Consider the following 16,798-nt stretch of genomic DNA (forward strand, 5'->3'; position numbering starts at 1 on the left):
TAAAATCCGCCCAGCTTAAAACATCCGTAACATGGATTAAAACGCCAGGCATTACTTTTTACCTTCACACCCGGGACTCCAAGGCGAGTTCACGACCATCCCAGGTTGACTTGCACCATCCGTCAACTCTCTTTACTGGTTTAAACCGCTACTATTCCTCATCATAGTCTTTATGAGAATATTGCATTTTATTTCATTCTAGTCAATTTCACCGATAATTGCAATAGCCGTACATAAACATTATCGACAGGTTTTTCATTATATATGCGAATTCAAGAAAATTCGTGCAAAAAAGGGAGCTATGCATTCATAGCTCCCTTGCTTCCCTTTAGTGTTGCAGTAAAATCATTTCATTTTTCAATTCATTCAACTGCTGCTGCATCCGAGTGAGCATATCCCGTTGTTGGGCATTAGCGCTGTTGTATAATCGTTCCATATCCGTCAATGCCTCTTCGATATACCTCTGCGAATTTTGAAATTGTTCATCATCATAATGCTCCTGCCGTGAGGCTTCGTTAAATTCATACTCTGCAAAATGGAGAGCTCCTTCACATTGCTCTAAAAAATGATCGACGGATTGTCTGGTTGCCATTACAAACCCTCTCCTTCGCGTCTCATTTGGATGATTCGGAATCATCTTCATTAGTTTGAGCAATTAACGAGTGGATTATCATTTTTTTTGAGGAATTCATCCTTTATCCCAAAACTTTTCCCCTTGATGTGAAATGAACTGCTCGATCCATTCGGCAAAACCCATATGGAGTTTCTCGCCTTCTTCAAAATCATCGATATGGCCTTTTACCATTAAGTACTCCTTATCGCCTTTAGCGACGGCTTCCCCATCGATCACGATATTATCTTGATAAATGCAGGCCACTTTATAGCGTCCTTCATAGGAGTCTTCATATGTGTAATTAATTATGTCATCCAGGCTGTATAAATCATTTTCCCCACCTGATTCTCGTGTTTCGAACAGACGGCATCCGTTCGTTATTTTCAAAAACTCTTTATAATCATCGGGCAGAAGCAGTCCGGTTTTTTCTTCAAAGGAATGAATTTGTTCATCCGAAGCAGGGGAATTGAAGGTGCAAGTGGCTTTGTATATAAATCCATCTTCATTCACTTCGATCACCTGATTATTTTCGGCTAATTTCTTTTTCATTTGTTTAATCGCTTCTTCAACTTGACCGGTCATGTCCATCAGCTCCCGATTGGATATAGTCATTCACTAGATATACTGGCCTTAGCAGCTAAATGTTTACCCTTCAAGTATACAGTATACGCTTTTTTTTCGAAAAAAGACCTAGCTGCCAGAATGTTGTATAATATATGGTGCGCTTTATTATACTTAGGAGGTTGCTGATTTGAATCAAGCAAACCCGTTTATATATGCAACGGATAACAAAAGATATCACACATGGAATTACCACTTGAGAAAACATTTTAGACATAAGGTTTTTAAAGTAGCCCTGGATGGCGGTTTTGACTGTCCGAACCGTGATGGCACCGTCGCACATGGCGGCTGTACCTTCTGCAGTGCCTCAGGCTCGGGTGACTTTGCAGGCAATCGGGTGGAGCCGCTCGAAGTCCAGTTTAAAAAAATCAGCGAACGGATGCATCATAAGTGGAAAGACGGAAAGTATATGGCCTATTTCCAAGCGTTCACGAATACGCATGCACCCGTGGCAGAGCTTCGCGAGAAATACGAAAGTGTTCTGACCCAGGAGGGTGTCGTTGGACTCTCCATAGCGACACGCCCTGATTGCCTGCCCGATGATGTAGTCGAGTATTTGGCAGAATTGAACGAACGCACATACCTATGGGTGGAACTTGGTCTCCAGACGGTGCATGAAAAGACCGCGACGATGATCAATCGTGCCCATGACTTCGATTGCTACAAAGAAGGCGTCGATAAACTGCGCAAACATGGCATTCGCGTATGCTCCCATATCATCAATGGCCTTCCTCAGGAAGATTACGATATGATGATGGAAACAGCCCGGGAAGTAGCCAAACTCGATGTACAGGGCATAAAAATCCATTTACTTCATCTCTTAAAGGGGACACCGATGGTCAAACAATATGAGAAAGGCTTGCTTGAATTCCTGGACCGTGATGATTATGTCAGCCTGGTCTGTGACCAGTTGGAAATCATTCCAAAAGAAATGATCGTTCATCGTATAACAGGTGATGGTCCGATCGATTTAATGATTGGTCCAATGTGGAGCGTCAATAAATGGGATGTCTTGAATGCCATTGATGACGAATTGAAACGCCGCAACAGCTGGCAGGGGAAAAATCACCATACGGAGGTACAATCAGATGAAGCTTGACCGCATTTTGCCATTCGCAAGAATTCTGCTTGAAAAAGCTGTCCAACCCGGGGACATAACCGTTGATGGCACGATGGGCAACGGTTTTGATACGGCCTTTCTTGCAGGGCTTACAGGTAAAAACGGACATGTCTATAGTTTTGACATTCAGAAAGAAGCCATCCAAGTAACAGGGGCCAAACTGAAAGACGAAAATTCACATGAGCATTGCACGCTCATTCACGATGGGCATGAACAAATGAGCAAATACATCAAGAAAGAACATTTTGGAAAAATCACAGGGGCGATATTCAACCTAGGCTATCTTCCTGGCGGAGATAAATCCATCATCACCCAAGCCAATACGACGATATCGGCCATTGAACAGCTTTTCGAGATGTTGGCACCAGAAGGCATCATCATCCTCGTCATCTACCATGGTCATCCAGGAGGTTCGGCAGAACGTGATGCATTAATGGATTATGTACAGGACTTCCCTCAACAAAAAGCACATATCCTGAAATACGGCTTCATCAACCAAGCCAATAATCCGCCATTCATTGTCGCGATTGAAAAGAGATGATGACTTTTGACACCGTTCTATACGAACGGTGTTTTTTCAATCCACACTGCAGAATTACCAATCATAACATTTTGAATTTTTCGTCTATAATGATTATAATTGATAGAAAATAGATAAGAGGGTGCAGAAAGTGGAACATTTGCCTACTTCATTACTGACAGATATATTGACTGAAAAAATCAAAAGGGATTCAAGTGAACAATACGGGGATTTTGTCAGCTCGCTTAACTCGTTGACAGAAAAACAAAAAAACATGGAGGACCTCAAACAATTCGATCAACTTTTTGATAAGTTCCTGCCACAGCTCGATTTAATGATTTCCACACAAAATCATGAAGCGGTCATGAATATGAAAGCGACGCTTTTGGACCTATTCGCCAATGACTTATCCTTCAAATCCATTTTTCTTCTATCCACTGCATTATCCAATAAAAAAGAACTTACACACTTGAACCAATTTATGTACCCGGTTACTTTCTGGGCACCGGTCATCAAGTCGAATGAATTGCTTAAAAACGCAGGCTGATCCAAATAAAAAAAGCTGCCGAGGTCTAACTTCGGCAGCTTTTCATTATATATCCTGACAGTATGTACTGATTAAACGACATACCCTAATATCTTTAAACGGTTTTCAACAAAACTCAGCGCATATTGGAAAACATCATCACGCTCAGGTTCGTTAAAGATTTCATGATAGAGTTTTGGCCATTCCTTATACTGCTTTTCACTGGCCAAGTTATAATTAAACCACTCACGTACCGCCTTTTTATTCACGATTCGGTCATCTCCGCCCTGCATGACCAAAAGCGGCACATCCTGAAATTCAGGTATCTCTTCAAAAGCATCCTTCATTGCCTGTGCAAGTTCACGATACCAGCGAACTGAAACCTTAGTGATGTATAATGTATCGTTTCTATCGGATTCACGAATTTCTGAACTTCTCGTTGCCATTTCAGGTGTTAATCCGGAATCTACCCTGAACATAGGCATCACGAGGTTCAAACCATGCGAGATGGTAGTCAGGAACTTCGGCGGCTTCGTCATGAGGCCTAGACATGGTGAAGATAAAATCACCCCTGCAATGTCCCATTCCTCTTCCTGAAGAAGGCGTATCGAAATTAAACCACCCATGCTGTGTCCAAGTAAAAAGACCGGCAGTGAATATTCGTAGGCTTCTTCTATCCAGCTTTTCACTTCGTCTAAATATTCATCAAAGGAATCGATATGTCCCCGGTAGGCGCGAGTTGTCATTCCCTGCCCAGGAAGGTCGCCCATCACGACATGGTATCCCGCTGAAAGCCACATTTGTGTTACCCACTTATAACGGCCATGATGTTCCATTGCCCCATGAATGATGACAATGACGCCTTTTGCGTCTCCTTCAGTCTCCCATTTCCACATTCGAAATCCCCCTTTCACTTTTCACTTGTTGTTTCCGTTCCTTGATAGTTAAAAATAATATATATAAATTATAACCATATTCGTGTTTTTCGACAAAAAAGAAATCTAACAAGTTGTACATTCGTATTATAAATAGCCAAGTGTATTTGCATACGGTATATTAAAATAATACATAAAAACATTCACTTCGGAAAGGAAATGATTGAAAATGATTATTTATCCGTTTAAAGGCAAAGAACCTGATATTGCTGAAAGCGCTTATATTGCTGAAAACGCTGTCGTGACGGGTGATGTGAAAATTGGTGACGAATCGTCGATTTGGTTCAATTCCGTCATTCGTGGTGATGTAGCCCCAACCATCATCGGGAAAAAAGTCAGTATACAGGATAACAGCGTCCTGCACCAAAGCCCGAATAATCCATTGATCATCGAGGATGAAGTAACCATTGGCCATCAGGTCATTTTACATAGCTGTAAAATTCGTAAAGGCGCTTTGATCGGCATGGGATCGATTGTGCTTGATGCAGCCGAAATCGGCGAAGGAGCTTTTATCGGTGCAGGCAGTCTCGTCCCCCAAGGAAAAGTCATTCCGCCAAACATGTTAGCATTCGGACGCCCAGCAAAAGTGATTCGCGAAATCAATGAGGAAGACCGTCAGGATATGGAACGTATCGTACGCGAATATGCCGAAAAAGGACAATACTATAAAAATGCAGAGCGAATAAAATAAGTTAACGAATATTAGCCCGAAACTTACGAGTAAACAGCCGAGATTCATGTTAACGCTCCATCACAAGTATTTACTTAAATCTCAAAATGGGATTTCTTGAATTATTCCCTCTTCAGGCGAAATTAATCCATAAAAAAAGGTGCCCCGCTAATGCGAGGCACCTTTACTTTTATGAATTATGCTTGTGCTTTTAACGATTCTGCTTTATCTGTGCGTTCCCATGGCAGATCAACATCTGTACGGCCAAAGTGTCCGTAAGCAGCTGTTTGTTTGTAGATTGGGCGACGAAGATCGAGCATTTTGATGATTCCAGCTGGACGAAGGTCGAAGTTAGCGCGAACTAGGTCAACAAGCACTTCTTCGCTAACTGTACCAGTTCCAAATGTATCAATCGAAATGGATACAGGCTCTGCAACACCAATTGCGTAAGCCAATTGTACTTCCGCTTTGTCAGCAAGGCCAGCTGCCACGATGTTTTTCGCAACGTAACGAGCAGCATATGCCGCAGAACGGTCAACTTTCGTAGCATCCTTACCAGAGAATGCACCGCCGCCGTGGCGAGCATATCCGCCGTACGTATCAACGATGATTTTACGTCCAGTAAGACCAGCATCCCCTTGAGGTCCGCCAATTACGAAACGGCCAGTCGGGTTGATGAAGTACTTCGTTTCAGCATCGATCAATTCAGCTGGAACAACTGCTTTAATGACATGTTCTTTTAAATCGGCTTGAATTTGCTCAAGCGTAACTTCTGCATCATGTTGTGTAGAAATGACGATTGTATCTACACGAACAGGACGGTTGTTCTCATCATACTCCACAGTTACCTGTGTTTTACCATCAGGGCGTAAGTAAGCAAGCGTTTCGTCTTTACGAACTTGAGCCAAGCGGAATGAAAGTTTATGTGACAATGAAATCGGAAGCGGCATAAGCTCCTCCGTTTCATTACAAGCGAATCCGAACATAAGACCTTGGTCCCCTGCACCGATTGCATCGATTTCTTCCTCTGACATGTTTCCTTCACGAGCTTCAAGAGCTTTATCGACACCAGCTGCGATATCGGCAGACTGCTCATCGATGGAACTCAATACAGCACAAGTTTCAGCATCGAAACCGTATTTCGCACGTGTGTAGCCAATTCCTGCAATCGTATCACGAACGATACGCGGAATATCCACGTAAGCGGATGTTGTAATTTCACCAGCAACAAGTACAAGACCTGTTGTTACACTTGTTTCACACGCTACACGTGCATTTGCATCCTTAGCAAGGATAGCATCTAAAATGGAATCTGAAATCTGATCACAAATCTTGTCCGGATGGCCCTCTGTAACAGATTCAGAAGTAAATAGACGTTTCTTTGACATCATATTTCCTCCTTGGAAGTTAGTATGTTGTAGGCATAAGCCTGATTTTTTACGGAACTCGTTTCCCTCATTAGTTTCAACTATAGACACAGAATTACTTTAAAAAACACAAAAACCTTCCCTGGCAAATGAGGAAAGGTTTAACATTCTGTCTTCTATCCTTTCACTCTTATCGTTCAAGGGTTTTTTACCTTGCTCAGGTTAGCACCATCACCACTATTCCTTGAAGAACCATCGCTTTATTTTCGGCGATCGATCTTGGAGTCAAGTTCAATATGGCAGGTTGCTGGGTTTCAAAGGGCCTGTCCCTCCACCAACTCGGGATAAGAGAATCCGTACAATTTAAGATATTATCGTACTTGGTCGGAATTTGTCAATGCTTTTTCTTAAAAGAACAATTCCCTCCCAAACAGTGTTCACGTAAAAACCGTGCTGAATCAACGTCCTTAAAGGATTTCAATTAAAAAACGCCAATATAAATGTTGAAAATTCCCATTAATTCATAACTTCCGTATTATTTGAAATACTATGCTTAATTACTTCCTATTTAATAAAAGGAAAATTTACTTACTTTAAAGTATATGCGATAATATTGACTCGGTTCCTGCCGATTTTACCGGTTTAAAATGATGAACGAATCAGCTGAAATTTATCACAAAACAAAATAAATAGTATAGACTATTTAAATGAATGTGTTATACTAATTGTAATATAAAAACTTAAACAAAGGAAGGTACCTCATATATGAATTCTGTAGATGTTTCTAATGAGTTACACCAATTATTAGCAGGAAACAATGTGTACACTCAACTTTCAGTACCTCAATTGGTCGAAAAAGTATTAAGCAGACATGAAGGAGTATTAACATCAACCGGCGCAGTAAAAGCTGAAACAGGCAAATATACTGGTCGGTCACCTAAAGATAAATATATCGTGGAAGAAGCATCCGTTAAAGATAAAGTCGATTGGGGTTCAGTGAACCAGCCAATTTCTGAAGATGTGTTCAATAAACTATATAATAAAGTAGTTGATTACCTAAAAGCAAAAGAAGAGCTTTTTGTTTTCAAAGGTTTCGCTGGTGCAGATGAATCATCACGTCTTCCAATTCGTGTTGTTAATGAATATGCTTGGCATAATCTTTTCGCCCATACTTTGTTCATTCGTCCGAACGAAGAGGAGCTAAGAGGTCACGAAGCAGAATTCACAATTCTTTCGGCACCTAATTTCAAAGCGGACCCAGAAGTGGACGGAACGAAATCCGAAACTTTCATCATCGTTTCATTTGAACGCCGTACCATCCTGATTGGCGGAACGGAATATGCCGGAGAAATGAAAAAATCGATCTTCTCAATCATGAACTACCTACTTCCAGAGGCAGGAATCCTTCCAATGCATTGCTCTGCTAACGTAGGACGTGAAGGGGATGTCGCTTTATTCTTCGGGCTGTCTGGTACTGGTAAAACAACTTTATCTGCAGACACTAATCGTAAACTGATTGGTGATGACGAGCACGGCTGGTCTTCTAATGGTGTATTCAACATCGAAGGCGGCTGCTATGCAAAAACAATCAACCTTTCTCGCGAAAAAGAACCGCAAATTTTCGATGCCATCCGTTTCGGTGCCGTATTGGAAAACGTAGTTGTGGATCCTGAAACACGTGAGGCAAACTACGATGATAGTTCACTAACCGAAAACACTCGTGCTGCATACCAAATGCAAGCGATTGATAACATCGTGAGCCCAAGTATCGCAGGACACCCTAATACAATCATTTTCTTAACAGCTGATGCTTCAGGCGTACTGCCTCCAATCAGCAAGCTTTCCAAAGAACAAGCAATGTTCCATTTCCTAAGTGGATACACTAGTAAATTGGCTGGTACTGAAAGAGGGGTAACTTCACCGGAAGCTACATTCTCGACTTGCTTCGGTTCACCATTCTTACCGCTACCTGCTCAACGTTATGCTGAAATGCTTGGTGATAAAATTGACGAGCACAATTCAAAAGTATACCTTGTCAACACTGGATGGACCGGCGGAGCATACGGAACTGGTAGCCGTATGAAACTTGCCTACACTCGTGCAATGGTACAAGCGGCACTTGAAGGTGAATTATCGAACATCGAAACGGTCAAAGATGATATCTTCGGTCTGGATATTCCACTTCATGTTCCTGGTGTTCCTGATGAAGTGCTTCAACCAATCAAAACTTGGGCAGACCCTGCTGCTTATAAACAATCAGCAACAGCCCTTGCCGCTCAATTCCGTGCAAACTTCAAGAAATTCGGAAGCGTTCCAAGTGAAATCGAAGAACTTGGCGGACCGATTGCTTAATAAATTGAACACAAAAGGACCAAGCTCTTGCTTGGTCCTTTACGATTTGTAGACAAAAAGGTTAGGTACGAGACTCCTGCGGGATACGTGTCCAAGGGAGACCCCGCAGGCGCAATAGTGCCGAGGAGGCTCCCAGACCGCCGGCGGAAAGCGAGTGCCTGGAGCGGAAATTAACTGTCATTTTTTTTATTGCGACATCTCTCCATACTTCGTCTCAGAAAGCCATTCCCTTACAGCATCAAAAAAGGCACTGACTTTAAGTCAGCACCCTCCTCATTCCTACCCTATTACCATTTGGATTTAAATGATCGCTTTATTCCTAGCTTTCTTCATGGTGTTCGTTTTGTATTGATAGATATTGCCCAAGTTGGCAACCGGAACTTCGGTTTTAGTTGTATCAATGCAATTCCGTGTATCCAAAATCATTTTATTGGCCATAAGATTCGATAGCTTATCATAATCCATCATTTTAAATTCATCATGGTCAGTCAGGACAAGGATCAAGTCCGCATCGGTTACAGCGTCTTCCACTGAAACGACTGGCATCTTTCCAGATTGAACATGCGGGTCATGCAAGGCAACATCTACATTTTCCATCCCCATCAAGATATTGACGACATCAATGGCCGGACTTTCACGAATATCATCTACGTTTCCTTTATATGATAGACCGAAAACCGCTACCTTTGGATGGCGGATTCCCTCTAGAATCATCCTTACGCTATTGACAATGTAATAAGGCATCGATACGTTCGTATCACGGGCCAATTTAATGATTCTCGCATACTCTGGTGACTTTGCAACGATAAAATAGGGATCGACCGCTAAACAATGTCCGCCGACTCCTGGTCCCGGTTGGTGAAGATTTACACGTGGGTGCTTATTTGCCATCGATATGACATCTAAAACATTGATGTCCAGCTGGAAGCAAACCTTCGCCAGCTCATTTGCGAGGGCTATATTCACATCACGGAAAGTATTTTCCATCAGCTTGGACATTTCCGCCGTTTTCGCATCGGTTTGAATGATCTCCCCTTGAACGAATGTTTTATAAACAAGGCTTCCTTTATAAGAACATGTTTCAGTGATTCCTCCGACGATACGATTATTATGAACTAACTCTTCAAGAATCCTTCCTGGTAATACACGTTCCGGGCAATGAACGAGGAAGATGTCTTTACCGATCGTGAGTCCGGTCATTTCAATCATGGGTTTGATATGATCATCCATGCTTCTTGGCGCTATCGTCGATTCGATAATGATGACATTTCCCTTTTTGATAAAAGGAAGAATGGTGGATGTCGCTTCCAAGACATAAGTTAAATCACATGATTGATGCATGTCCTCTTTATTTGGAGTTGGGACCGCAATAATGAAAACATCTGCATTTTCCGGGCTTAAAGCAGCTCGGAACTTATTGGAATCAAGTACTTCATGCAATACCTGCTCAAGTCCAGGTTCTTCGATATGGAGCTTACCACTATTCAAATTTGAAATAACTTCAGGCTGGATATCCACACCGACAACATCGACACCGTGTTTCGCAAACATTAATGAAGTTGGAAGCCCTATATAACCTAGTCCCATTGTACAAAGTTTCATATTAACCACTCCTATCATATTTTTCTGCCATTCTCGTTTTGTTAGGCAGATTGATAAATATCGATAAAGATTTCCTTCTCTTGTTTCCAATTGTATTTTTGTCGGGCATTCAAGCAGTTACTGCTCATTTCCGCCCTTTTTTCAGGATGTTTCAATAGGTAATTGACACCTTCTGCAATTGACTTGGGATCATGCGAATCAACACAAACGCCAATCTGTTCCGTATCGACCACCTTTTGAATTTCTGGAAAGCTGCAGGCTACGACAGGCACACCGCTCATCATGTATTCAAACAATTTATTGGAAGAAGCGGAGTAATGATTAAAGCAAACATTATTCAATACCTGAAAACCTAAATATGCATTTTTTGTATAATGGAGCAACTCATCAACCGGAACCTTCGGCAAGAACTTCACCCGATGCTCCAAATTCATGTCACTTACCTTCTTCATCAAATCATCCTTGATTCTTCCATCCCCTATAAAAACGACCGTCCCTGCCTGGATCATCGGTACAGCATCAACCAATTGCTCTAAACCCCTGCCCATTTGAACACCGCCTTGGTATAACAATATCGGTTCGTTCTGTGGCAAATCGAGCAGCTCATGCAAATTCACTGCCGTACTTTCCTCCGGATTGGTTGGAATCGGGTAGTTATGGACTACATTGGGATAAAGACCATATAAGTCTTCGTTATATTTAGCTCTCGTATGGTTTTCGGCAATCATTTCATCGACAAAATATAATAGGGACTTCTCCATCATCCCGTAAATTCGGCTATTATATCCCGTTCTGCTCGTTTGTACTTCATGCGAATCATAAATCAGTTTTTTTCTTCGCAGCCATTTACTGCTGATCACTCCCTGCATTAGGGTATTCAAGTCATTCGAATGATAAAAATCATATTTCTTTTTCCGGCCATGATAGATCATTTGACCAAAAATATAGCTTCTTGTTAATAAGGTCGGCAGCTTCGTTTTAGTCATGATCAAGGAGCCAATGGCAAGGAGTGCAAGGGAACCGAACAGAATTCCCGACCCTACCCAGCTAGTGATCAAGTTAAAGTCCATCAGCGTGTTCCAAATCAATAAGGTCAATAGGACGATTTCAAACTTCTTTTTCTTCAATTTGCTTACGACCCTGAGAATCCTATTAAGTGCCTCCCAGCGGTTATTCACCCTAGTGACAGTAAAACCATTTCGATGTTTCTCCTTTTTGGGTAAATCCTTGATCTTCCAATTATGAATGGCAATTAAATCAACTTCATAACCCACTTCAGTAAGTGCAGTGCACTCTCTTAGAACCCTTGCATCGTTCGTAAAGTGATTCCATACAAACATACATACCTTCTTCGTCATGTTGTCCTCCACTTCTTTTCAGCCCGACGCTTCCATCACATTGATGAGACCTTTAATATTTTTAGACCATAGGAAATGTTGTTTTGCATACCGGTAACCATTTTCTCCTAGTTCTTCACGAAGGGTTGGATCAAGGGCCATCGTCAAAATATGCTGACTGATTTCATCAACACTTCTGCTATGCGCCACTACCCCGCATTCTGCTTCTGTGATTATTTGCTTGGCCCTTCCTGAAACATCAGCGACAATGGGCTTTCCGACACACATATAATCGATGATCTTTCCAGGCAGTACCTTATTGAATACATCTTTTTCAACCAAGCTTACATACGCAATATGGGAGGTTGACACTTCATGAAGAGTCACCCTTCTATTCATCGCATTAATGACCTTAATATTGGTCAATCCTTTGGAGCTGATTTCCTTCTCTACATCGGATATCCGGTATCCATATCCGATAATCGAAAACTCGATTCGCTTATGTTCACGTAGGTTTTCGGCTACGTCTATCAATTTTTTCAAATCTTGAGCAAGTCCAATATTTCCTGTATAAACGACTTTGATTATTTTTTCCGATAAGGGCGAAAGCAAATTCTTCAAAGTTAGTTCATCCGCTGTAAGCGAATTGGGAATGAATTGAATGGTATCTTCCTTGACTCCCTTTGCAACGATATAATCCCTGAAACCAGGACTATTGATGATAATGTAATCTGAATGCTGATAGAGTTTCTTTTCCAGGAAGAAAGCAATTTTCAAAACCCATTTATTGGTGAATACTCCAACTCCTATCAACGATTCCGGCCATAGATCCCTGACATCTGTAATGAGTTTCGCCTTCATCTTTTTCTTGGCGATCAGTGCGGCCAATGTCGGGAAAATCGGCGGGGTCGTGGCAAACACATAATCATACTTTTTTTCGAGACGGATGATCGTATAAATGAAAAGCCACATCGCTTCAAAATAATGAAGCAAGCGCCTTCCCATATTGCTTGTATAGCGCTTCACTTTGTCAGGTTTTATCCTGATGACATCCTCTTCAATGCTTTCTTCATCCCAAAACTTTGTATCTTGATATAAACTCTGATTAGGATAACTCGGCTTCAATGTGATGACCGTTACCTCAAATCCGTTCTTTTTCAAATGGAGATATATATTTTTCATTCTATTTCCCGCGCTTCCGATTTCCGGATAAAAGTTCTGTACGATCATCAGGACGCTTTTCATGTTCGCCTATCACCTCTATTCTTCGTATGCTGTGCTCCTGCTTTATATTGTAAATGCCCGATATTAATTAAAGGTTAAAGAAATATAAAGAGCTTATTAATGTTGTAAATATTCTGTTAATTTTTGTTTCAATTTTATTTTTCCCCTGAACTTCTCGTTATAATGGTGAGGACATACAGAAGGGGAGGCAATGAGCATGACTAAACAACGTTTAAAAGTCATGACCGTATTTGGGACAAGACCAGAGGCGATCAAAATGGCACCAGTCGTATTGGAACTGAAAAAGCATCAAGAAGAAATTGAAACGATCGTAGTGGTCACTGCCCAGCATAGGGAAATGCTCGATCAAGTCTTGCAACGCTTTCAAATAAAACCTGATCATGATTTGGATATGATGAAGGTCAGACAAACATTAGAAGAAATTACAACTCGAGGCATTGAAAAGTTGAGTGCACTAATGAAAACGATCAAACCGGATATCGTCCTCGTTCATGGAGATACAACGACGACTTTCATCGCAAGTTTGGCTGCTTTCTATAATAAGATACAGATTGGTCACGTTGAAGCTGGTCTCCGTACTTGGAATAAGCATTCACCATTCCCAGAAGAGATGAATCGACAGTTGACTGGAGTCTTGGCTGACTTGCACTTTGCCCCGACAAAGCAGGCGGCTGAAAATCTCCTATCGGAAAATAAAAACAATGATTGCATCCATATTACCGGCAATACTGTCATCGATGCTTTGAAAACAACGATACAGGAAGACTACATGCATCCAATCCTCAATGGGTTGAATGGTGATAGGATGCTATTGATGACCGTACATCGTCGTGAAAATATCGGAAAACCAATGGAAGGAATATTCCGTTCCGTGAAACGCCTTCTGGACGAGCACGGGGATATCCAAGTTGTTTTTCCCATTCATAAAAATCCAGTCGTTCGCGAAATCGCTTATGAGATTTTCAAAAATACGGATCGGCTGCATTTAATCGAACCCCTAGAGGTGATTGATTTCCATAATTTCGCGGCTCGATCCCATCTAATCCTGACAGATTCCGGAGGAGTACAGGAAGAAGCCCCGTCACTCGGTGTACCCGTTCTCGTGTTGCGCGATACGACCGAACGCCCTGAAGGAATCGAGGCCGGCACTCTTTTATTGGCAGGGATTGAGGAGGAACGCATTTACCAATTGACCAATAATTTGCTTACGAATGAAGATGCTTATAGAAAAATGGCGACAGCCTCCAACCCGTACGGAGATGGATTTGCATCAAAGCGGATCGTCGAAATCCTCTTAAAGCATTGTGAAATGAAATCTCCACTTTCTTTATGAGAAAGGGAGGATTTTTCAAGAAAATGAAAAAAGTCTGCTACTTCTTGTAAAGGACAGGTAAAAAAAGACTAGCCTGTTTTATGATGATGACCTCCGTATTGAGCAGGGGTCATCCTTTTTTATTTCATGGCCATATACATACCCTATAATGATCAACCCTTGAGACCGTTCAATAAAGGATTTCCTTGCAAAAAAAAGACCACCAAAATTGGTGATCTTCATTTTATTTAATTGATCTGGGCTCTCCTCCCAAGGTTTGTATCTTCCTTTTTCAAATAAAGAAGTACGCTTAAGAATATGACCGCCACTGATAATGGAATGGCCAGCCATGCTGCATTCGTTCCGAATATTAGCGGCAATGTCAGCAAGAATAAAAGAAAGCTTTTTATAGAAAAAACACTCGAACGTTATTCCCAGTGAATAAAGGAGGATAATATCTTCCTGTCGAAATGATAGTGAGGACAAAAAAGGAGGATTCATATGAAGCAACAGGTTACCCCCTATTTAATATTTGATAGACAAGCAAAGGACGCATTATCTTTTTATAAAGAGGTATTTCAAGCAGAGATTTCCGACCTGCAAACATACGGGGAAGCTGATTTCCCGACTCCTGAAGAGGCCAATGACCTTATTCTGCATGCCAAAATCAAAAAAAGCGAATTGTTGATTATGGTATCTGATACGTTTCCGGGAAATCCCCTTGTATTCGGGAATAATGTTTCACTGGTTCTCGAGTGTGAAAACGAAGCGGAAATCCAGCAACTATACGATGCCATGTGTGAAAAGGGATCCTCGTTGATGGAACTGCAAGATACCTTTTGGGGAGCTAAGTATGCTAAGGTTAAGGATCAATTTGGCGTTCAATGGGACTTGAATTTCACAAAATGAATTCAAAAAAGGCCGAAAATACGATTTGTATTTCGGCCATCTTTTATACGGATTTTCTGAGACATCGCCGAGAACAATCATGCTCCTTCAATAGTCGATGAACCCCTTCCTTCAAAGTACATGAAAATAATTCAAGACATTTTTGCCAATCAATAAAACGGTGACGCAAATGAATAATATACGTACATAAGAAGCACCTTTCTTAATGGCAAAGTTCGTTCCGACCAACGCCCCCAATACCATTGCAAGACCCATAGGAATTCCATAGGCAAAATTGACGGTCCCCATGGATAAGAAAATGATAAGTGCGGCTATATTGCTGCCAAAGTTCAAAATCCTTGCATTCCCAGCGGCCTGGACAAAGTCAAACCCGATAATCAAAAGGGAAAATAATAAAAAAGAACCTGTGCCTGGTCCAAGAAAACCATCATAAAAACCTATGGAAAATATGATGACAATCAGCAAAAGCATCTTCTTCCTCTTCAGTCCCTTATACTTTGCCTCTTTCCCCCAATCCTTTTTTACCATTGTATAGATCGCGACAATGACCAATAGAATCAAAATGAGAGGCTTCAGTATCTCTGCGGAAACGAAATGTACAACATAGGCTCCCAATGCAGCTCCAATCACGGTAATCGGAAACAGCTTAATGACGAAATTGAAATTAACTTTTCCAGCCCGAATGAATGAAATCGTACTGGTTAAAGACCCCATTGTACCAGCCAGCTTATTAGTCGCTAAAGCAGCTGAAGGTGAAATCCCCGTGAACAATAAAGCTGGTATGGCTATTAACCCGCCTCCGCCCACAACGGAATCGATAAACGCAGCAATAAAACCGGCTAGTATTAAAAATAGCAAAGTATAGAGATTGATATCCTCCATGTATTCCCCTTCTTTCAAAAGCACTCAATAAAATGCATTATTCATCTCTCATCCAGATAATCCAATAGCCTTTCCTCTGAAGTTATCGTGAACCCATGCCGTTTAAGTAAAGCCGCGGTCACGCCATTCCCAGCTCTCTTCTCTCCCTTGAATTCACCGTTATAGATCCTCGCACTTCCACAGGATGGACTATTTTCTTTTAAAACGACAAGCGTCGCTCCAACCTCCTTGGCTTTTCGTAATGTAAGATGGGCTCCTCTTATGTAAAATTCCGTAACATCCCGGCCCGACTTTTCGATTATCCTCGCTTTTCCATCAAGGACATCCACACCGTCACCGCCAATAATCTCCGCAGGCTCCCGAGGTGTCGAAAAACCTCCAAGCAACTCCGGACATACAGAAATTGCCTTTCTCTCTTCCAGCAATTCCAGAATTCTATCATCCAAGCTGTTTGTACCGTCGTATCTCACCTCAAGTCCCGCTAAACAAGAACTCACCAAAATCATCAAATCACCCCAAATCATCCTTGTACACAATTTTACCATTAGTTGATTATCATTTATTTAGAGAAATGAATTTCAACTAATATTTTGTGAGGACGAATTATTCTGTGTTTAGAGCGAATTATTGCCGCGTAGGTCGAATTATGAGCGTTTAGGACGAATTATTTCCGTGTAGGTCGAATTTTGCAGCGTTTAGGACGAATTATTTCCGTGTAGGTCGAATTTTGCAGCGTTTAGGACGAATTATTTCCGTGTAGGTCGAATTTTGCAGCGTTTAGGACGAA

The 16,798-nt window shown here is 41.5% G+C and carries 17 protein-coding genes, 1 riboswitch and 1 other annotated feature (1 of these 19 running past the window's edge); of the genes, 7 read left to right on the forward strand and 10 right to left on the reverse strand.

Annotation, left to right across the window (positions count from 1 at the left end):
- Positions 1 to 174: a binding site (T-box leader), on the reverse strand; it reaches 58 nt to the left of the window's first position.
- Positions 175 to 328: 154 nt separating this feature from the next.
- Positions 329 to 592, reverse strand: a complete 264-nt coding sequence (locus tag ACQKMH_RS22185) for a DUF2524 family protein (RefSeq protein WP_427589556.1) — start codon at positions 590 to 592, stop codon at positions 329 to 331.
- A gap of 96 nt (positions 593 to 688) precedes the next feature.
- Positions 689 to 1,195: an SMI1/KNR4 family protein gene (locus ACQKMH_RS22190; RefSeq protein ID WP_427589557.1), complete on the reverse strand. Its 507-nt coding sequence runs from the start codon at positions 1,193 to 1,195 to the stop codon at positions 689 to 691.
- Between the two features lie 169 nt (positions 1,196 to 1,364).
- On the opposite strand from ACQKMH_RS22190, the gene ACQKMH_RS22195 reads away from it, so the two are divergent.
- The 3 genes from ACQKMH_RS22195 to ACQKMH_RS22205 all read left to right on the forward strand — a co-directional run bounded on the left by ACQKMH_RS22195 (position 1,365) and on the right by ACQKMH_RS22205 (position 3,421).
- Positions 1,365 to 2,333 (forward strand): TIGR01212 family radical SAM protein, encoded by a 969-nt coding sequence (locus ACQKMH_RS22195; protein WP_427589558.1) that lies wholly within the window; start codon positions 1,365 to 1,367, stop codon positions 2,331 to 2,333.
- Positions 2,323 to 2,895: a class I SAM-dependent methyltransferase gene (locus ACQKMH_RS22200; RefSeq protein ID WP_427589559.1), complete on the forward strand. Its 573-nt coding sequence runs from the start codon at positions 2,323 to 2,325 to the stop codon at positions 2,893 to 2,895. Before ACQKMH_RS22195 ends, ACQKMH_RS22200 begins: the two co-directional genes overlap by 11 nt.
- A gap of 130 nt (positions 2,896 to 3,025) precedes the next feature.
- Positions 3,026 to 3,421, forward strand: coding sequence for a hypothetical protein (locus tag ACQKMH_RS22205; protein ID WP_427589560.1), 396 nt, complete (start codon positions 3,026 to 3,028; stop codon positions 3,419 to 3,421).
- Between the two features lie 71 nt (positions 3,422 to 3,492).
- Here ACQKMH_RS22205 and ACQKMH_RS22210 read toward each other — a convergent pair whose 3' ends face one another.
- Positions 3,493 to 4,296, reverse strand: a complete 804-nt coding sequence (locus ACQKMH_RS22210; protein WP_427589561.1) for a lysophospholipase — start codon at positions 4,294 to 4,296, stop codon at positions 3,493 to 3,495.
- A 211-nt stretch (positions 4,297 to 4,507) separates the two neighbouring features.
- Here ACQKMH_RS22210 and ACQKMH_RS22215 point away from each other — a divergent pair, with 211 nt between their 5' ends.
- Positions 4,508 to 5,026: a gamma carbonic anhydrase family protein gene (locus ACQKMH_RS22215; RefSeq protein WP_427589605.1), complete on the forward strand. Its 519-nt coding sequence runs from the start codon at positions 4,508 to 4,510 to the stop codon at positions 5,024 to 5,026.
- A gap of 176 nt (positions 5,027 to 5,202) precedes the next feature.
- Here the strand turns inward: ACQKMH_RS22215 and metK are convergent, their stop codons facing one another.
- Complete coding sequence (gene metK, locus ACQKMH_RS22220) at positions 5,203 to 6,396, reverse strand: methionine adenosyltransferase (protein WP_427589562.1); 1,194 nt, start codon at positions 6,394 to 6,396, stop codon at positions 5,203 to 5,205.
- A 163-nt stretch (positions 6,397 to 6,559) separates the two neighbouring features.
- A riboswitch (SAM riboswitch) is annotated at positions 6,560 to 6,723 on the reverse strand.
- 414 nt (positions 6,724 to 7,137) lie between these two features.
- Here metK and pckA point away from each other — a divergent pair.
- Positions 7,138 to 8,724 carry a phosphoenolpyruvate carboxykinase (ATP) gene (gene pckA, locus ACQKMH_RS22225; protein WP_427589563.1) on the forward strand — a complete coding sequence of 529 codons (1,587 nt, stop codon included), beginning with the start codon at positions 7,138 to 7,140 and terminating at the stop codon, positions 8,722 to 8,724.
- Positions 8,725 to 9,024: 300 nt separating this feature from the next.
- On the opposite strand, the gene ACQKMH_RS22230 is transcribed toward pckA, so the two are convergent.
- Genes ACQKMH_RS22230 through ACQKMH_RS22240 form a run of 3 tightly spaced genes read right to left on the reverse strand, consistent with a single transcriptional unit; the run spans position 9,025 to position 12,908 of the window.
- On the reverse strand, positions 9,025 to 10,326 hold the full coding sequence (locus ACQKMH_RS22230) for a nucleotide sugar dehydrogenase (RefSeq protein WP_427589564.1): 1,302 nt from the start codon (positions 10,324 to 10,326) through the stop codon (positions 9,025 to 9,027).
- A gap of 41 nt (positions 10,327 to 10,367) precedes the next feature.
- Positions 10,368 to 11,684: a glycosyltransferase gene (locus tag ACQKMH_RS22235; RefSeq protein ID WP_427589565.1), complete on the reverse strand. Its 1,317-nt coding sequence runs from the start codon at positions 11,682 to 11,684 to the stop codon at positions 10,368 to 10,370.
- A gap of 18 nt (positions 11,685 to 11,702) precedes the next feature.
- The gene (locus ACQKMH_RS22240; protein WP_427589566.1) at positions 11,703 to 12,908 is read right to left on the reverse strand and encodes a glycosyltransferase family 4 protein; all 1,206 of its coding nucleotides are present in this window, start codon (positions 12,906 to 12,908) and stop codon (positions 11,703 to 11,705) included.
- A gap of 190 nt (positions 12,909 to 13,098) precedes the next feature.
- On the opposite strand from ACQKMH_RS22240, the gene wecB reads away from it, so the two are divergent.
- A complete protein-coding gene (gene wecB, locus ACQKMH_RS22245; protein WP_427589567.1) occupies positions 13,099 to 14,241 on the forward strand; it encodes a non-hydrolyzing UDP-N-acetylglucosamine 2-epimerase in 1,143 nt (380 codons plus the stop codon).
- Between the two features lie 78 nt (positions 14,242 to 14,319).
- Here the strand turns inward: wecB and ACQKMH_RS22250 are convergent, their stop codons facing one another.
- A complete protein-coding gene (locus ACQKMH_RS22250) occupies positions 14,320 to 14,730 on the reverse strand; it encodes a hypothetical protein (RefSeq protein WP_427589568.1) in 411 nt (136 codons plus the stop codon).
- On the opposite strand from ACQKMH_RS22250, the gene ACQKMH_RS22255 reads away from it, so the two are divergent.
- Complete coding sequence (locus ACQKMH_RS22255) at positions 14,722 to 15,129, forward strand: VOC family protein (protein ID WP_427589569.1); 408 nt, start codon at positions 14,722 to 14,724, stop codon at positions 15,127 to 15,129. The two genes, ACQKMH_RS22250 and ACQKMH_RS22255, sit on opposite strands and share 9 nt — an antisense overlap.
- Before the next feature lie 111 nt (positions 15,130 to 15,240).
- Here ACQKMH_RS22255 and ACQKMH_RS22260 read toward each other — a convergent pair whose 3' ends face one another.
- Both ACQKMH_RS22260 and ACQKMH_RS22265 read right to left on the reverse strand, forming a co-directional pair.
- Complete coding sequence (locus tag ACQKMH_RS22260) at positions 15,241 to 16,011, reverse strand: sulfite exporter TauE/SafE family protein (protein ID WP_427589570.1); 771 nt, start codon at positions 16,009 to 16,011, stop codon at positions 15,241 to 15,243.
- 41 nt (positions 16,012 to 16,052) lie between these two features.
- Positions 16,053 to 16,517, reverse strand: a complete 465-nt coding sequence (locus tag ACQKMH_RS22265; RefSeq protein WP_427589571.1) for a DUF523 domain-containing protein — start codon at positions 16,515 to 16,517, stop codon at positions 16,053 to 16,055.
- Positions 16,518 to 16,798 lie beyond the last annotated feature (281 nt).

Source organism: Peribacillus sp. NPDC097895 (assembly GCF_050277555.1).
In the GTDB taxonomy this organism is placed as follows: Bacteria; Bacillota; Bacilli; order Bacillales; family DSM-1321; genus Peribacillus.